16 protein-coding genes are annotated in these 15,706 nt (G+C 62.4%); 10 read left to right on the forward strand and 6 right to left on the reverse strand.

Annotated features, from left to right (window positions below):
- Positions 1–6: 6 nt before the first annotated feature.
- Entirely contained in the window at positions 7–318 is a 312-nt protein-coding gene (locus QPK31_RS05405) for a hypothetical protein (RefSeq protein ID WP_290421924.1), read from the reverse strand.
- A gap of 144 nt (positions 319–462) precedes the next feature.
- Between QPK31_RS05405 and QPK31_RS05410 the strand changes: the two genes are divergently transcribed.
- The 3 genes from QPK31_RS05410 to recN all read left to right on the forward strand — a co-directional run bounded on the left by QPK31_RS05410 (position 463) and on the right by recN (position 4,142).
- Positions 463–1,413 carry a DUF3667 domain-containing protein gene (locus QPK31_RS05410; protein ID WP_290421925.1) on the forward strand — a complete coding sequence of 317 codons (951 nt, stop codon included), beginning with the start codon at positions 463–465 and terminating at the stop codon, positions 1,411–1,413.
- 126 nt (positions 1,414–1,539) lie between these two features.
- On the forward strand, positions 1,540–2,451 hold the full coding sequence (locus QPK31_RS05415) for an NAD kinase (protein ID WP_290421926.1): 912 nt from the start codon (positions 1,540–1,542) through the stop codon (positions 2,449–2,451).
- 26 nt (positions 2,452–2,477) lie between these two features.
- The gene (recN, locus tag QPK31_RS05420; RefSeq protein ID WP_290421927.1) at positions 2,478–4,142 is read left to right on the forward strand and encodes a DNA repair protein RecN; all 1,665 of its coding nucleotides are present in this window, start codon (positions 2,478–2,480) and stop codon (positions 4,140–4,142) included.
- A gap of 57 nt (positions 4,143–4,199) precedes the next feature.
- Here the strand turns inward: recN and QPK31_RS05425 are convergent, their stop codons facing one another.
- Positions 4,200–4,925 carry an NYN domain-containing protein gene (locus QPK31_RS05425; protein WP_290421928.1) on the reverse strand — a complete coding sequence of 242 codons (726 nt, stop codon included), beginning with the start codon at positions 4,923–4,925 and terminating at the stop codon, positions 4,200–4,202.
- 235 nt (positions 4,926–5,160) lie between these two features.
- Between QPK31_RS05425 and QPK31_RS05430 the strand changes: the two genes are divergently transcribed.
- From QPK31_RS05430 to QPK31_RS05460, 7 genes are all read left to right on the forward strand, one after another.
- Entirely contained in the window at positions 5,161–5,589 is a 429-nt protein-coding gene (locus tag QPK31_RS05430; RefSeq protein WP_229439154.1) for an organic hydroperoxide resistance protein, read from the forward strand.
- A gap of 197 nt (positions 5,590–5,786) precedes the next feature.
- Positions 5,787–6,890, forward strand: coding sequence for a ferrochelatase (gene hemH / locus QPK31_RS05435; protein ID WP_290421929.1), 1,104 nt, complete (start codon positions 5,787–5,789; stop codon positions 6,888–6,890).
- 476 nt (positions 6,891–7,366) lie between these two features.
- Positions 7,367–7,915 carry a nucleotide exchange factor GrpE gene (gene grpE, locus QPK31_RS05440; RefSeq protein ID WP_290421930.1) on the forward strand — a complete coding sequence of 183 codons (549 nt, stop codon included), beginning with the start codon at positions 7,367–7,369 and terminating at the stop codon, positions 7,913–7,915.
- A 105-nt stretch (positions 7,916–8,020) separates the two neighbouring features.
- The gene (gene dnaK, locus QPK31_RS05445; protein WP_290421931.1) at positions 8,021–9,958 is read left to right on the forward strand and encodes a molecular chaperone DnaK; all 1,938 of its coding nucleotides are present in this window, start codon (positions 8,021–8,023) and stop codon (positions 9,956–9,958) included.
- 101 nt (positions 9,959–10,059) lie between these two features.
- The gene (dnaJ, locus tag QPK31_RS05450; RefSeq protein WP_290421932.1) at positions 10,060–11,184 is read left to right on the forward strand and encodes a molecular chaperone DnaJ; all 1,125 of its coding nucleotides are present in this window, start codon (positions 10,060–10,062) and stop codon (positions 11,182–11,184) included.
- Between the two features lie 403 nt (positions 11,185–11,587).
- A complete protein-coding gene (gene can / locus QPK31_RS05455; RefSeq protein ID WP_290421933.1) occupies positions 11,588–12,265 on the forward strand; it encodes a carbonate dehydratase in 678 nt (225 codons plus the stop codon).
- Between the two features lie 20 nt (positions 12,266–12,285).
- Positions 12,286–12,645, forward strand: a complete 360-nt coding sequence (locus QPK31_RS05460; protein WP_290421934.1) for a nucleotide pyrophosphohydrolase — start codon at positions 12,286–12,288, stop codon at positions 12,643–12,645.
- A 199-nt stretch (positions 12,646–12,844) separates the two neighbouring features.
- On the opposite strand, the gene QPK31_RS05465 is transcribed toward QPK31_RS05460, so the two are convergent.
- The 4 genes from QPK31_RS05465 to QPK31_RS05480 form a co-directional block, all read right to left on the reverse strand.
- Positions 12,845–13,132: a hypothetical protein gene (locus QPK31_RS05465; protein WP_290421935.1), complete on the reverse strand. Its 288-nt coding sequence runs from the start codon at positions 13,130–13,132 to the stop codon at positions 12,845–12,847.
- Positions 13,132–14,586, reverse strand: a complete 1,455-nt coding sequence (gabD, locus tag QPK31_RS05470; RefSeq protein ID WP_290421936.1) for an NADP-dependent succinate-semialdehyde dehydrogenase — start codon at positions 14,584–14,586, stop codon at positions 13,132–13,134. The genes QPK31_RS05465 and gabD overlap by 1 nt, the downstream gene beginning before the upstream one ends.
- A gap of 82 nt (positions 14,587–14,668) precedes the next feature.
- Positions 14,669–15,079 carry a hydroxyisourate hydrolase gene (uraH, locus tag QPK31_RS05475; protein WP_290421937.1) on the reverse strand — a complete coding sequence of 137 codons (411 nt, stop codon included), beginning with the start codon at positions 15,077–15,079 and terminating at the stop codon, positions 14,669–14,671.
- Positions 15,080–15,100: 21 nt separating this feature from the next.
- The gene (locus QPK31_RS05480; protein ID WP_290421938.1) at positions 15,101–15,586 is read right to left on the reverse strand and encodes a heme-binding protein; all 486 of its coding nucleotides are present in this window, start codon (positions 15,584–15,586) and stop codon (positions 15,101–15,103) included.
- Positions 15,587–15,706 lie beyond the last annotated feature (120 nt).

The raw sequence follows: 15,706 nt of genomic DNA on the forward strand, positions 1-15,706 counted from the left end.
TCTCCTTTATCGGTTCTTGCCCGGTACGGGCTCGACGGAATCGTGATCGCGCATCGAACGATGGCGGTCGGGTTGTGGGTTGGCCTGGCCGGTGGCGTCGGCGTCGGGTTCGACCGCAACGCTGATGCCAGGGGTGTTGCGGGCATCGGTGTCGACCAGGCCTTGCGCCAGGTCTTCGGCCGCCTGCTTGATGATGCCGCGCGGCTCGGTGTCCTGGCCATCGGGCGACTCATCGCGCTCGTGCGGCTGGCGCTTGACGCCGTCGTTTTCGATCTTTGCATCGGTGTTGACGAAGCGGTCTTTGGTTTCGGTAACCATGGGTATCCTCCTGTTGCTGACTCTTGCATGAATCCTAACGCGTCGGGCATGCGACAGTCGCGCAATTGAATGACCGGTTTATGATGCTTTTTTGCAATTAACTGGATAACATGAACGCTTCGCCATCACCGTGCCTCCCGTTCCGTGAAATCCGAAGCCCATTTGCACCACAGCCCCGCGAATTGCCCCAACTGCGGTTTCGCCCTGAGCGGCAATTTTTGCCAGGAGTGCGGCCAGGCCGCGAAGCTGCATGTGCCGAGCGCGCGCGAGTTCCTGCATGAGTTCGTGGCCCATTACGTGGCGCTGGAGGGCAAGCTGTGGCAGTCGGTCAAGCTGCTGCTGTTCAAGCCAGGGCAATTGACGCGCGAGTACATCGAGGGGCGCCGCGTGCGCTATGTCGAGCCGTTGCGCCTCTACCTGACCTTCAGCATCATCTTCTTTGCACTGTTCAAGTTCAGCGGCATCAACATCGGCGCCCAGGAAAGGGAGATCGAAGCGGCGAAGCCGAAGGCCGCTGCCGTGCAGCCGGCGCCGGCAGGAGATGGCCAGGCCGCCGTCGCAGCGCCTGCCGCCAAGCCGGCGGACAAGAAAACCAATCAACCCGCCTTGATCCAAATCGAGGACGACGACGAAGACCTGCGCAACCTGGCGGACAAGGTCCACCCGTCGATTGGCGCAAAGATGGATCACTTCGGCAAGCTGCCGAGCGAGGTCCGCAACGAAGCCCTGAAGCGCGCCTTCTTCAGCTACGCGCCGTACGCGATCTTCCTCCTGATGCCGGTGTTCGCCGCCTTCCTCAAGCTGCTGTATCTCGGCTCGGGGCGCCGCTACGGCGAACACGTGCTGTTCGCGCTGCACACGAATGCCTTTGCCTTCCTGTGCCTCAGCCTGATCTTGGTCATGCCCGACTTCGTGCCGCTGGTGGGCAAGGCACTCGGGCTGTGGCTGGTGTTCTATTTGCCCACCGCCATGCGCAAGGTGTATGGCGGCAGCCGCATCCTGACCGCGCTGCGCTGGATGGTGCTGATGACGGCGCATACCTTCAGCATCATGTTGGCGGCCGTGTTCGCCGCAGCGATGGGAATGATGGGCTGAACTTGCAGTTATCCGGCTCGCCCATCTATACTGTGATTTTGTACAGTATTCGCCGTGCGGCCAAGTGGCAGGCGCTGGGATTATCGGTTAATCTCAGCGTGTTCGCCTTCTACTGCCGAGAGACCTATGCCCCCTGAGCAAGAAACAAACCAAGCGCAACAACTCATCGCGCTCGTGGTGCGGCAAAACACGGCCGGCATCGAAGAACCCGTCGAGCGCATCCTGGGCTTTCTCCAGGACGCCGGCTACCGCGTGGTGTTCGAGGCCGATACCGCGGCCCACCTCGGCATGCCCGGCATTGAAGCCATGGACGTCAACGCCATCGGCGAGCAGGCCGATCTGGTCATCGTGATGGGCGGCGACGGCACCATGCTCGGCATTGCGCGCCAGCTGGCCAAGTACGAAGTCTCCCTCATCGGCATCAACCTCGGCCGCCTCGGCTTCATCACCGACATCCCGGTCGAGCGCATGCTGCCGGCGCTCGGCGAAATTTTGCAGGGCAAGGCCACCGCCGAGAAGCGCAGCCTGCTCGAAGGGCGCGTGATGCGCGACGGCGCCATGATCTATTGCGGCGTGGCCGTGAACGATGTGGTGGTGGCGCGCGGCAGCGGCGCCGGCATGGCCGAGCTGCGCGTGACGGTCGACGGCCAGTTCATGTACAACCAGCGTTCGGACGGCTTGATCGTCTCCACGCCCACCGGCTCCACGGCCTATGCGCTGTCGGCCGGCGGGCCGCTGCTGCATCCCAGCCTGCAAGGCATCGTGCTGGTGCCGATCGCGCCGCACGCGCTGTCGAACCGGCCGATCGCCGTGCCCGACACCAGCGAGATCGTGGTCACCATCGTCAGTGGCCGCGACATCTCCGTGAACTTCGACATGCAGACCTTCGCCAGCCTGCAGCACGGCGACGAGATCGTCATCTCGCGCTCGCCGAACACCATCACCTTCCTGCACCCGGAAGGCTGGAGCTACTACAACACCCTGCGCGAAAAGCTGCACTGGCACGAATACCCGTCCTACGACGGCAAACTCAAGTAAAAGAACCACAGGAGACCTGTTTCTTCATGCTGCGCACACTGACCATCCGCGACTTCGTCATCGTCGACGCGATCGAACTCGAATTTGCCAACGGCTTTTCGGTCTTCACCGGCGAAACCGGGGCCGGCAAGTCGATCCTGATCGACGCGCTGCAACTGGCGCTCGGCGGGCGCGGCGAAGCGAGCATGGTGCGCGAGGGCGCGGCCAGGGCCGACATCACGGCCGACTTCGCCCTCACCGCGCAGGCTGCGAGCTGGCTCGAAGAGCACGAGTTCGCCAGCGAAGAGGGGGGGGCGCTGCTGCGCCGCGTGATCGACAACGCCGGCCGCTCGAAGGCCTACATCAACGGCATCGCCGCCACCGCCGGCCAGCTGCGCGAACTGGGCGACATGCTGGTCGACATCCACGGCCAGCACGCGCATCAGAGCCTGTTGAAATCCGACGCCCAGCGCGCCCTGCTCGACAACCAGATCGCCGTGCGCGACCCGGCCGCCGTGCTTGAAGCCCAGGAAGTGGCAAGCGCCTGGCGTGCCTGGCGTGCGCTGTCGCGCCAGCGCGAGGAATACGAAACGAATGCCAAGAATGTGCTGCTCGAACGCGAGCGCCTCGAATGGCAGGTAAGCGAACTCGACAAGCTGTCGCCGAAGCCGGGCGAGTGGACCGAGATCACCAACGAGCACAGCCGCCTGTCGCATGCCGCCAGCCTGCTCGACGGTGCACAAGAGGCGCTGGCCGCGATCTCGGAATCGGACCATCCGATTTTGTCGCAGCTGTCGTCGCTGAACACCAAGCTGGGTAAGCTCGTTGACGTCGACGCCGAGCTGCAGGCCGTGCTCGACTGCATGGAACCGGCGCGCATCCAGCTGCAGGAAGCGGTGTATGCGCTGAACAACTACATCGACAAGGTCGAGCTGGACCCGAGCCGCCTGCGCGAAGTCGACGCCCGCATGGATGCCCTGCACAGCGCCGCGCGCAAGTACCACGTCACGCCGGAAGAACTGCCCGAGGAACACGCGACGCTCGCCGCCAAGCTGCGCCAGCTGGCCGATGCCACCGACATCGACGGCCTGAAACGCCAGGAAGAAAAGGCGGAAAGCGCCTACAGGAAGGTCGCAAATCGATTGTCGGCGCGGCGCGTGACCACGGCCAAGGCGCTGAGCGAACAGGTGACGCTGGCCATGCAGGAACTGAGCATGGGCGGCGGGCGCTTTGCCGTGGCGCTGAATCCGTCGGAGCCGGGTGCGCATGGGCTGGAGCAGGTGGAATTCCTGGTGGCCGGCCACGCCGGCGTGGCGCCGCGTCCGCTGGCGAAAGTCGCCTCGGGCGGCGAACTGGCGCGTATCTCGCTGGCCATTTCCGTCATCACCTCGAATGCCACCGTGACGCCGACCCTGATCTTCGACGAGGTCGATAGCGGCATCGGCGGCGGCGTGGCCGAGGTGGTGGGGCGCTTGCTGAAGCGCTTGGGCCAGCAGCGGCAAGTGCTGTGCGTGACCCACTTGCCGCAGGTGGCGAGCCAGGCCAACCAGCACTTCCAGGTGGCCAAGGGCACGACAGGCGAAGGGCGCACGGTGTCGCGCATCGAGGTGCTGAACAACCGGGCGCGCGTGGAGGAAGTGGCGCGCATGCTGGGCGGGATCGAGATTACCGAGACCACGCGCAAGCATGCGCGGGAATTGCTGGCGTCTTGAGGTTGTAGCGGCTCAGGCAGTCGTTGCTTCCTGTAGTCGTTTCAAGCCGCGTGATGGTTAGTCGTGGAGCCGGACATACACGTGCGACGGCCCCCCATTTTCGTTTGAGGCGACTGTTTTTACTTCGAGATACGACTGCGCGCGAACCAATTGTCCGAGCTTTTCGAAACCATAATTTCGGGGATCAAACTCAGGATTGGTTTTTGTGATCAGACCTCCAACAGTAGAGAGCATCGACCATCCATCGTCGCGCATCGCGGCGGTCACTGCACTTTTTAGAATTCCTTCGACAGGTTTCACGCTCACCTCGTCCGGCGTTTTTTCAAGTAGAGGTGGCTTATCGCCTCGCAAAATTTCTGTGAACACAAATTTGTCGCAAGCTACAACAAACGGCTTCGGCGTCTTTTTCTCGCCGAAACCGTACACGACAAGACCTGATTCTCGAATGCGTGTGGCAAGCCGAGTAAAGTCACTATCTGAAGAAACCAGGCAGAAGCCGTCTACCCGCTCCGAGTGTAAAAGATCCATCGCATCAATGATCAACGCAGAGTCGGTGGCGTTCTTGCCAGTCGTGTAGCCAAACTGCTGAAATGGCTGTAAGGCGTTCGCGTTCAGTACTTCCTTCCACCCCTTTAAGTTTGAGTTAGTCCAGTCTCCATACACCCGCTTAACCGTCGCAACCCCGTAACGTGAAATCTCTGCAAGAAGCTGCTGGACTATCGATGATTGCGCGTTGTCTGCGTCGATCAGGACTGCTAGTTTTTGATTGGTTGGCTGTGCCATCTCGGTCTCCCATGGTCGTGTTATTTCTCCGTATCATTCGGCACAGATGTTTCCTCGTCGTCACCGAATTTCGTCTACTAAAAAGCATATTCAGAAAGATGGCAATGCTTATTTTCTTTGCATGAATTCTGTTGGTTAGAAATCACTCACTGAACAAGATGCTTTCATTCTGCCGCGCGCTGTCCACTTCACCCATCTGCCACAATCTCCATCCAACCAAAACACGGAGGATCGCATGAGCATCGACAAAGTCCTGTACCGCGCCAAGGCCACCTCGCAGGGCGGCCGCGAAGGCACCTCGCGCAGCGACAACGGCGTGCTGGACGTGAAGCTGACCACGCCGAAGGAACTGGGCGGCAACGGCGCCACTGGCACCAACCCGGAACAACTGTTCGCTGCCGGCTACTCGGCCTGCTTCCTGGGCGCGCTGAAGTTCGTCGCCGGCCAGGCAAAAGTGAAACTGCCGGAAGACCTGACCGTGACCGGCGAAGTCGGCATCGGCCAGATCCCGACGGGCTTCGGCATCGAAGCCGATCTCACCATCCACGGCCCCGGAATGGAGCAGGGGCAGCTGCAGGAACTGGTCGACAAGGCCCACATCGTCTGCCCGTACTCGAACGCGACGCGCAACAACATCGATGTGCGCCTGCACGTGACAACCTGACACCGGGCAGGCGGAACGCCGCCTGTCGCCCGTCCGCCAGAACGACAACGCCACCCTCCTGCGGTGGCGTTGTCGTTTCCATTGACCGCGCCTATCGGCCCGATCAACTGTTGGGCTATCGCCGCAATCAGGAATATCTTCTCGAAGGCGGGGCGGCGCCCACCTATAATGGAGCACCAAGCGTTTCTGTCTTCCTTATGCCCTTTCGAAAAGAACCACCCCACACCCACGGCAGCATTGCCCACAGCGCCATCGTCCTCGTCAACCTCGGCACGCCGGACGCACCGACCCGGTCCGCGGTCAAGCGCTACCTGAAGCAATTCCTCTCGGATCCGCGCGTGGTCGAAATCCCGCGCCTGGTGTGGTCGTTCATCCTGAAACTGATCATCCTGCCGTTCCGTTCGGGCGCCTCGGCAAAAAAATACCAGACGATCTGGACGAAAGACGGTTCGCCGCTGAAGGTGCATACCCAGAAGCAGGCGCAACTGCTGCAAGCGGCGCTCGAACAGCGCGGCCACGAAGGCGTGCAGGTGCGCATGGCGATGCGCTATGGTTCGCCCTCGCTGCCGGAGGTGCTGGATCAACTGAAGCTCGACGGCTGCGACCGCATCGCGGTCCTGCCGGCCTACCCGCAGTATTCGGGCACCACGACCGCCTCGATCTGGGACGCGGTGTTCGCGCACTATAAAAACGTGCGGAATATCCCCGAGCTGCGCCTGGTGAAGCATTACCACGACCACGACGGCTACATCGACGCCCTGCACGACACCGTGCTGGCCTACTGGGACGCGCACGGCCGCGGCCAGAAACTGGTCATGAGTTTCCACGGCGTGCCGAAGCGCACGCTGGAACTGGGCGACCCGTATTACTGCGAATGCCAGAAGACCGCACGCCTGCTGGCCGCACGCCTGCGCCTGGCGCCGGACGAGTATGTCGTCACCTTCCAGTCGCGCTTCGGCAAGGCCGAGTGGCTGCAGCCCTACACGGCGCCAACCGTGGCCGAACTGGCGCGCCAGGGCGTCGAGCGGGTCGACGTGATCTGTCCGGGCTTTACCAGCGACTGCCTGGAGACGCTGGAAGAGATCTCGATGGAAGTGAAGCATGACTTCGAAACCGCCGGCGGCAAGGAATTCCACTACATTCCCTGCCTGAACGAGGCGCCGACCTGGATCGTGGGCATGGCCGAGATCGCCGAGCAGCATTTGATCGGCTGGCCGACCATGATGAGTCCGTCACAGCGCGAGGCCGAGCGGCGCGATGCGGAGATGGCGCGCGAACACGCGTTGCGTCTCGGTGCGTGATGTAAATGGTGGGTTCGAGAACCCACCCTACAGCCGATATACGTAGGTTGGGTTCTCGAACCCACCGCCCGTTGGCCCGGCCACAAACCCCACGACGGGGCTCCCCTGATCCCAACCTGCTAAAATGGCACGTTTTTGTGGCGTGGTTCACACCCCGGCGTAGCAAATACACGCTGTTGCAAGGGCGGTGTAGACCACGACGGCGCTGCTAATCAAGTGCAATCTCATGCTGCTCTCCCACGCTCGGTTGTTGTTCTGGTCACGCATCCATGACGCGTGCAAGAACATGGTAGAACCTTGAGTACGGGAAAGAATCACCTCATCGGTAACTGTTGTAACAAATTTTGTCAGTCTTTCTGCTAACAGAGTCGCAATATCCCTTGAAAATGTAGGAGATCGCCCCATATGCGGCGCTGTACGACAAGTAGACCTTGTCCAACCATTCAGCCAAGTCCTTGATTTCAGGAGTTTTTTCGATGCATGACCAAGAAAACCCAGAGGTGAATATCCAGCCGGAGGCCGAGGCCGCACCCGCCGCGGCGGACACCGCAGCAGCAAAAGGCGAACCGACCCTCGAAGAGCAACTGAGCGCGACCGAAGCCAAGCTGGCTGAAATGCACGATGCATTCATGCGCGCCAAGGCCGACGGCGAAAACATCCGCCGCCGCGCCCAGGAAGATGTGAGCAAGGCCCACAAGTTCGCCATCGAAAGCTTCGCCGAGGCCATGGTGCCGGTGCGCGACAGCCTGGAAATGGCCCTGAAGGTCGAAACGCAAACCGTCGAAGCCATGCGCGAAGGCGTGGAAATGACCCTCAAGCAGCTGACCGCCGCTTTCGAGAAGAACCGCCTGGTGGAAGTGATGCCGGCGCAAGGCGAGAAGCTCGACCCAAACAAGCACCAGGCCGTGGCCGTGGTGCCTGCCGACCAGGAAGCGAACACGGTCGTCAGCGTCCTGCAAAAGGGTTACATGATTGCCGACCGCCTGTTGCGTCCGGCTATTGTTACTGCAGCACAAGCAAAGTAAGAAGAAAAAGTAAGGTGCTGCCTGGCAAGAGGCCTTGAAAGCAGTCAGGTATTTCCCAATATCCGAAGCATTAAAAACATCTCAGCATTCAAAGGAAAACAAATCATGGGCAAAATTATCGGTATCGACCTGGGGACCACCAACTCCTGCGTCGCGATCATGGAAAACGGCCAGCCGAAGGTGATCGAGAACGCCGAAGGCGCGCGCACCACGCCGTCGATCATCGCTTACCAAGAAGACGGCGAGATCCTCGTCGGCGCACCTGCCAAGCGCCAGGCGGTCACCAACCCGAAGAACACCCTGTTCGCGGTCAAGCGCCTGATCGGCCGCAAGTTCGACGAGAAAGAAGTCCAGAAGGACATCTCGCTGATGCCTTACACCATCAGCAAAGCCGACAACGGCGATGCATGGGTCGGCGTGCGCGACAAGAAACTGGCTCCGCCGCAAATCTCGGCCGAAGTCCTGCGCAAGATGAAGAAGACCGCCGAAGACTACCTCGGCGAAGAAGTCACCGAAGCCGTCATCACCGTGCCGGCCTACTTCAACGACTCGCAGCGCCAGGCAACCAAGGACGCCGGCCGTATCGCCGGCCTGGACGTCAAGCGCATCATCAACGAGCCGACCGCTGCCGCACTGGCATTCGGCCTGGACAAGACCGACAAGGGCGACCGCAAGATCGCCGTGTATGACCTCGGCGGCGGCACCTTCGACGTGTCGATCATCGAGATCGCGGACGTGGACGGCGAGAAGCAGTTCGAAGTGCTGTCGACCAACGGCGACACCTTCCTGGGCGGCGAAGACTTCGACCAGCGCGTGATCGACTACATCATCGACGAGTTCAAGAAGATCAACGGCCTGGACCTGTCGAAAGATCCGATCGCCCTGCAGCGCATCAAGGCCTCGGCCGAGCGTGCGAAGATCGAACTGTCGTCGTCGGCACAGACCGAAATCAACGAGCCGTACATCGCCATGGCGAACGGCGCGCCGGTCCACCTGAACCTGAAGATTACCCGCGCCAAGCTGGAATCGCTGGTCGAGGAACTGATCACCAAGACCATCGAGCCATGCCGCATCGCCATCAAGGATGCAGGCGTCAAGGTCTCGGACATCGACGACATCATCCTGGTCGGCGGCATGACCCGTATGCCGAAGGTCATGGAAAAGGTCAAGGAATTCTTCGGCAAGGAGCCACGCCGTGACGTGAACCCGGACGAAGCCGTCGCCGTTGGCGCCGCCATTCAAGGTTCGGTCCTGTCGGGCGAGCGCAAGGACTTGCTGCTGCTGGACGTGACCCCGCTGTCGCTGGGTATCGAAACCCTGGGCGGCGTGATGACCAAGATGATCCACAAGAACACCACGATCCCGACCAAGTTCTCGCAGGTGTTCTCGACCGCCGACGACAACCAGCCGGCCGTGACCATCAAGGTGTTCCAGGGCGAGCGCGAAATCGCTGCGGGCAATAAAGGCCTGGGCGAGTTCAACCTCGAAGGCGTGCCGCCGGCACCACGCGGCACCCCGCAGATCGAAGTGACCTTCGACATCGACGCCAACGGCATCCTGCACGTCGGCGCGAAAGACAAGGCCACCGGCAAGGAAAACAAGATCACCATCAAGGCCAACTCGGGTCTGACCGAAGAGGACATCCAGAAGATGGTGAAGGACGCCGAGCTGAACGCCGAGGAAGACAAGAAGGTCAAGGAACTGGCCGAGTCGCGTAACCAGGCCGACGCGCTGGTGCACTCGACCCGCAAGTCGCTGACCGAATACGGCGACAAGCTGGAAGCCGGCGAGAAGGAAGCCATCGAAGCGGCGATCACCGACCTGGAAGGCTCGATCAAGTCGGGCGACAAGGGCGACATCGAAGCCAAGACGGCCGCCCTGTCGACCGCTGCGCAAAAGCTCGGCGAAAAGATGTACGCCGACATGCAGGCGCAGCAGGCTGGCGGTGCCGAAGGTGGCGCCCAGCAGGGTGGTGCCGACGCATCGGCCAAGGCCGACGACGTGGTCGATGCCGACTTCAAGGAAGTGAAAGACGCGAAGTAATCCTTAGCGCGTAACGAACCGAGCCGACGTAGCCCCCAGGGTGCGCGGCTCGGTTTTTTTGCTCAAACAGTTTCGATTAGTAGACAACAGCAAGGTGCCAAATGGCAAAGCGTGATTTTTACGAGATCCTTGGGGTCGCAAAGGGTGCTTCGGAAGAAGAGATCAAGAAGTCGTATCGCAAGCTGGCGATGAAGTACCACCCTGACCGCAACCCGGACAACAAGGAAGCGGAAGAGAAGTTCAAGGAGGTCAAGGAAGCCTACGAGATGCTGACCAATCCGGAGAAGCGCGAGGCCTACGACCGCTACGGTCATGCCGGCGTCGACCCGAACATGGGCGGCGGCGGAGGCGGCTTCGGTGGCGGCGGTTTCGGCGACCTGGGCGATATCTTCGGCGACATCTTCGGCGGCGGCGGACGTTCGCGCAATGCCGGTCCGCAGGTCTACCGCGGCGCCGATTTGCGCTACAACCTCGAGATCACGCTGGAACAGGCGGCCAACGGCTACGACACCACCATCCGCGTGCCGAGCTGGGACAAGTGCGACACCTGCCACGGCAGCGGCGCCAAGCCGGGCACCCAGCCTGTGACCTGCACCACCTGCGCCGGCCACGGCCAGGTACGCATGCAGCAGGGCTTCTTCAGCATCCAGCAAACCTGCCCGAAGTGCCATGGCAGCGGCAAGATGATTCCGGAACCCTGCCCATCGTGCTCGGGCGCCGGACGCATCAAGCGCAACAAGACGCTGGAAGTCAAGATTCCGGCCGGTATCGACAATGGCATGCGTATCCGCTCGACCGGCAACGGCGAACCGGGCACGAACGGCGGTCCGTCGGGCGACTTGTACGTGGAAATCCACATCAAGCCGCACGCGGTGTTCCAGCGCGAAGGCGACGACCTGCACTGCGAGATGCCGATTTCGTTCTCGAAAGCGGCCTTGGGTGGCGAGATCGAGGTGCCGACCCTGTCGGGCAAGGTGTCGTTCACGGTGCCTGAAGGTACGCAAACCGGCAAGACCTTCCGCCTGAAGGGCAAGGGTATCAAGGGCGTGCGCTCGGGTTACCATGGCGATTTGTTCTGCCATGTGATCGTCGAGACGCCGGTGAAGCTGACCGAGAAGCAGAAGGACCTGCTGCGCGAGTTCGAGCGCATGACGGTCGAGGGCGGCGCCAAGCATAGCCCGCAGAGCAAGGGCTGGATGGATAAAGTAAAAGACTTCTTCGAATAAGAAGTTGAAATGAACCGCCGGGCGACGCGAGTCCCCGGCGGTTTTTTCATGAATGTACGGTGCGTCGGTTCGGCCGAGCTGCTGGATATCGTACGGTGGGCACTCCGTGCCCACGCGGAACGACGAACATGGTTGGCTGGGTTCTCCCCCGCGCGGTACGATGATCGAAACGCGTCCAAATGATCATCCCGAGACGTTAAACAAATGGCGACGAGCGCGCTTCGAAAACGGCCATCACCACGCACGCTTCCGCGTGGGCACGGAGTGCCCACCGTACGGGAACCGCCGACACCCTGACCGCGACAGCGAATCCACATCCGCCTCTACTCCGCTTACAATACGGAAATCTCACCGAACACCACACGGGCAGGCGTTCCGCGCCGCCCGCAGCAAGGAGAACCACATGGCAAAAACCCCCACCGGCCTGACCGCGGAAGACCTGTTCAAGCGCAACCGCGAATGGGCGGCCTCGATGGTCGAACAAGACCCGGGCTTCTTCAAGGACCTGGCTTCGCAACAAGCCCCCGAATACCTCTGGATCGGCTGCTCCGACAGCCGCGTCCCCGCCAACGAACTGCTCGGCATGGCCCCGGGCGAACTGTTCGTGCACCGTAACATCGCTAACGTGGTCTCGCATTCCGACCTGAATGCCCTGACCGTGCTGCAATTCGCGGTCGACGTGCTGAAAGTGAAGCACATCATCCTCTGCGGCCACTATGGCTGCTCGGGCGTGGGCGCCGCACTGAACAATACCCGTGTCGGCCTGGCCGACAACTGGCTCGGCCACGTGCGCGACGTCCGCGACAAGCACGGCCAGTACCTGGGCAACGTCAGCGGCGTGTCGGCCACCAACCGCCTGGTCGAACTGAACGTCGCCGAGCAGGTGATCAACGTCGCGCAAACCACGGTCGTGCGCGACGCCTGGGAACGCGGCCAGCCGCTGACCATCCACAGCTGGGTCTACGGCGTGCACGACGGCCTGCTGCGCGACCTCGGCATCACCGTCAGCAGCTACGCCGAAATCGCACCGAAGCTGGAAGTGGTGTTGGAAGGCTACCGCGACCGCGGCGAAGAACTGTGAGTTCTGCTCCCGAGCCCGGCATGCCGGGGGAGTTGGCCCGGTTGCGCGATCTCGTGCGCGTGTTCGTGGACGAGCGCGACTGGGACCAGTTCCATACGCCGAAGAATCTGTCGTCGGCCTTGAGCGTGGAAGCGGCCGAGCTGCTGGAGCATTTCCAGTGGCTGCAGACGGGGCGTCTCGACGAGCTCGGGGAAGACAAGCTGCGTGAAGTGCGGCACGAGATGGCCGATGTACTGGTGTATCTCGTGCGGCTGGCCGACAAGCTCGATGTCGATTTGATGGCGGCGGTGGAGGAGAAGATGGTGCTGAACCGCGCCAAGTATCCGGCCGATAAAGTGCGCGGCGATGCGCGCAAGTACTACGAATACAAGGACGCTTAATCCGCGTTGACAGTCGACTCATTTCGACTACGTGCGTTTGCACAGGCGTAGGGTGGGCTCTCGAGCCCACCGGGTTGTACCAATGCGTTCCGGTGACGATTATGAAGCACTGGCGGCCGATGTAAAGGGTTACGAGCGACACCTCCCGGCACGTGTCCGGGATATGAGCACGTAACAGCGTGGGCACGGTGTTCCCAACCTACGAGGCGCCAACAATCGCCAGCAGCGCCTCCAGTGCAGCATTGAACTGCTTGCGTGCCGAGATATCTTCACCCTCCACCGCGTCCCGCGACTTCTGCACCTGTTTCAACACCCAAAACCTGGTCGGATGCCCTTCGATCCCCTCCAGCAAGCGCCTGCGCAAACGCTCGAACTCCGCCGCAGCCAAGCCTTCCAGCCCCGGACGATAAGCCCGCAATCCCTCCATCACCCGCGGCACGATGAACAACGGCGCATCCACCACACCGTGCAGCGGGTCGCGCGCCATCACATCCCGCCCATGCAGATGTACTTGATCACCAGGTAATCCTCGATCCCGTACACGGACCCCTCGCGTCCCAGTCCCGACTGCTTGACCCCGCCGAACGGCGCCACTTCCGTCGAGATCAGGCCGGTATTCACGCCCACCATCCCGCTCTCGATTCCTTCGGCCACGCGCCACACCCGCCCGATATCGCGCGAATAGAAATACGAGGCCAGCCCGAACTCGCTGTCGTTGGCCATGGCAATCACTTCCTCTTCGGTCTTGAACCGGAATAGAGGCGCCAGCGGTCCGAAGGTTTCCTCGCGCGCCACCATCATCGCCGGCGTCACGTCCGCCAGCACGGTCGGCTGGAAGAAGCTGTGTCCGAGTGCATGGCGCTTGCCGCCCAACATCAGGCGCGCGCCTTTCGACAGGGCGTCGGCAATATGCTGCTCGACCTTCGCCACCGCTTTTTCCTCGATCAATGGCCCCTGGGTCACGCCGGCTTCGACGCCATTGCCCACCTTCAGCTTCTCGACCGCCGCCACCAGCTTGCGCGCGAATTCCTCGTACACGCCGTCCTGCACATACAGCCGGTTCGCACACACGCAGGTCTGGCCCGCATTCCGGTATTTCGACGCGATCGCACCGTCCACGGCGGCATCGATATCGGCATCGTCGAAGACGATGAAAGGCGCATTCCCGCCCAGCTCCAGCGAAATCTTTTTGATGGTCGGCGCGCACTGTTCCATCAGCAGGCGGCCCACCGCCGTCGAGCCGGTAAAGCTAAGCTTGCGCACGATTGGGTTGCTCGTCATTTCGCCGCCGATGGCTTTCGAGTCGCCGGTGACGACGCTGAACACGCCCTTCGGCACACCGGCGCGCTCGGCCAGTACCGCCAACGCCAGGGCGGAATAAGGCGTCAGCTCGGCGGGTTTCAGCACGATGGGGCAGCCGGCGGCCAGTGCCGGCGCGACCTTGCGGGTGATCATCGCCGCCGGGAAGTTCCACGGTGTGATGGCGGCGCAGACGCCGATCGGTTCCTTCGTCACCACGATGCGGCGGTCCCGCCAGGGTGACTGGATGGTGTCGCCGGCCACGCGCTTGGCTTCCTCGCCGAACCACTCGAAGAAGGAGGCGGCATAGGCGACTTCGCCTTTGGATTCGGTGAGGGGCTTGCCCTGTTCGGCCGTCATCAGGAGCGCCAGGTCGTCGGCGTTCTCCAGCATCAGGTCGTTCCACTTGCGCAAAATCAGGCTGCGCTCGCGTGCGGTTTTCTTGCGCCAGGCCGGCCAGGCGGCGTTCGCGGCCTCGATGGCGCGCCGGGTTTCCTCGGCGCCCATGTGCGGCACGGTGCCCAGTTTCTCGCCGGTGGCGGGATTGATGACGTCGACCGTGGCGCCTTCCAAAGCGTCGCACCATGCGCCGTCGATATAGGCCTGCTGGCGCAGCAGGCTGGTGTCTTTCAGGTTCAGCATGAAGTCCTCGGTTCGATGAACAATGCTTCATGGTAGACCTTTTTTCGGCACCGCCGGTTCCGCTACCTTGCGGCAGGACGCGTCAGTTGCCGCGGTAGGTCGAGTAGCCGAAGGGGCTCAGCAGCAGAGGAATATGGTAGTGCTGCGTCGTATTTTCCACCTTGAACTCGACCGGAATGCGCGGGAAGAAAGTGGCCTGGCCCTGGCGCGCGTAGTGCTCGCCGGTCTTGAAGACGATGCGGTATTCGCCGGCGGCGATCGGCTTGCCCTCCGGATACAGGGCGGCGATCCGTCCCTGCGCGTTCGTGACGCCGGCCGCCAGTTCGCGCCATTGTTCGCCGCTGCGCTGTTCCAGCGTCACGCCGATGCCGGCGGTCGGCTGGCCGCTTTGCAGGTCGAGCACGTGGACGCTCAGCGGGTTGGGTGCGGCGAGGGCGGAACCGGCAGCCAGGAACAGGGCGCCGGCCAGGATCAGCGGTCGAAGTGCTTGCATGGTGTTTCCTTTCAAAAGGGATCAAGGTTGGTCGAGTTGCGGGACGGCGGCCAGCGCCGCCAGTGCACAGGCATGGTCGTTGGCGGCGCCGCCACCGCCGGCCACGCCGATGGCGCCGACCGGTTGTCCCCCAGCCATCAACGGCAGGCCGCCACCCAGCAACAGCAGCTCGGGCAGGCCGGCCAGGTTGCGTGCATCCGGGTCGGCGGCGGCCTTGCGCGCCAGGGTGAGGGTGGCGCTGCGCGTCGACAGGGCGGTATAGGCCTTGCGCCGGCTCGCTTCGGTGTTGTGCGGGCCGACGCCGTCGGCGCGCTGCAGGGCGACCAGATTGCCGCCGCGGTCGAGCACGCTGACCACGATGGCGCGTCCCTGGCGCGCGCAGGCCTCGACGGCGCCGCCGGCCAGGCGGTTGGCGGCAGCCAGCGTCAGCTCGTCGTGCTGGCGCAGCTGGGCGCAGGCGGAGGAAGAGGCGCAGACGGCGAGCAGGGCGGCAAGGAATGAGCGCATGGTATTTCTCGAATGGTTGGGACAGCCATCACGATAAGGGGCGGCAGGCGACGCGCAGCTGACCGCCAGATGACAATCCTGTCATCTTCGGCCGCGCGCAACCGGCATAGAATGGCGCTT

The sequence above is a fragment of the Massilia sp. YIM B02769 genome (assembly GCF_030411995.1).
GTDB lineage: Bacteria > Pseudomonadota > Gammaproteobacteria > Burkholderiales > Burkholderiaceae_D > Telluria.

What these genes read in the sequence shown, in the direction of transcription:
- QPK31_RS05405 (WP_290421924.1), bottom strand. Translation starts at nt 318, where the DNA reads ATGGTTACCGAAACCAAAGACCGCTTCGTCAACACCGATGCAAAGATC.
- QPK31_RS05415 (WP_290421926.1), top strand. Translation starts at nt 1,540, where the DNA reads ATGCCCCCTGAGCAAGAAACAAACCAAGCGCAACAACTCATCGCGCTC.
- recN (WP_290421927.1), top strand. Translation starts at nt 2,478, where the DNA reads ATGCTGCGCACACTGACCATCCGCGACTTCGTCATCGTCGACGCGATC.
- QPK31_RS05425 (WP_290421928.1), bottom strand. Translation starts at nt 4,925, where the DNA reads ATGGCACAGCCAACCAATCAAAAACTAGCAGTCCTGATCGACGCAGAC.
- QPK31_RS05430 (WP_229439154.1), top strand. Translation starts at nt 5,161, where the DNA reads ATGAGCATCGACAAAGTCCTGTACCGCGCCAAGGCCACCTCGCAGGGC.
- hemH (WP_290421929.1), top strand. Translation starts at nt 5,787, where the DNA reads ATGCCCTTTCGAAAAGAACCACCCCACACCCACGGCAGCATTGCCCAC.
- grpE (WP_290421930.1), top strand. Translation starts at nt 7,367, where the DNA reads ATGCATGACCAAGAAAACCCAGAGGTGAATATCCAGCCGGAGGCCGAG.
- dnaK (WP_290421931.1), top strand. Translation starts at nt 8,021, where the DNA reads ATGGGCAAAATTATCGGTATCGACCTGGGGACCACCAACTCCTGCGTC.
- dnaJ (WP_290421932.1), top strand. Translation starts at nt 10,060, where the DNA reads ATGGCAAAGCGTGATTTTTACGAGATCCTTGGGGTCGCAAAGGGTGCT.
- can (WP_290421933.1), top strand. Translation starts at nt 11,588, where the DNA reads ATGGCAAAAACCCCCACCGGCCTGACCGCGGAAGACCTGTTCAAGCGC.
- QPK31_RS05460 (WP_290421934.1), top strand. Translation starts at nt 12,286, where the DNA reads ATGCCGGGGGAGTTGGCCCGGTTGCGCGATCTCGTGCGCGTGTTCGTG.
- QPK31_RS05465 (WP_290421935.1), bottom strand. Translation starts at nt 13,132, where the DNA reads ATGGCGCGCGACCCGCTGCACGGTGTGGTGGATGCGCCGTTGTTCATC.
- gabD (WP_290421936.1), bottom strand. Translation starts at nt 14,586, where the DNA reads ATGCTGAACCTGAAAGACACCAGCCTGCTGCGCCAGCAGGCCTATATC.
- uraH (WP_290421937.1), bottom strand. Translation starts at nt 15,079, where the DNA reads ATGCAAGCACTTCGACCGCTGATCCTGGCCGGCGCCCTGTTCCTGGCT.
- QPK31_RS05480 (WP_290421938.1), bottom strand. Translation starts at nt 15,586, where the DNA reads ATGCGCTCATTCCTTGCCGCCCTGCTCGCCGTCTGCGCCTCTTCCTCC.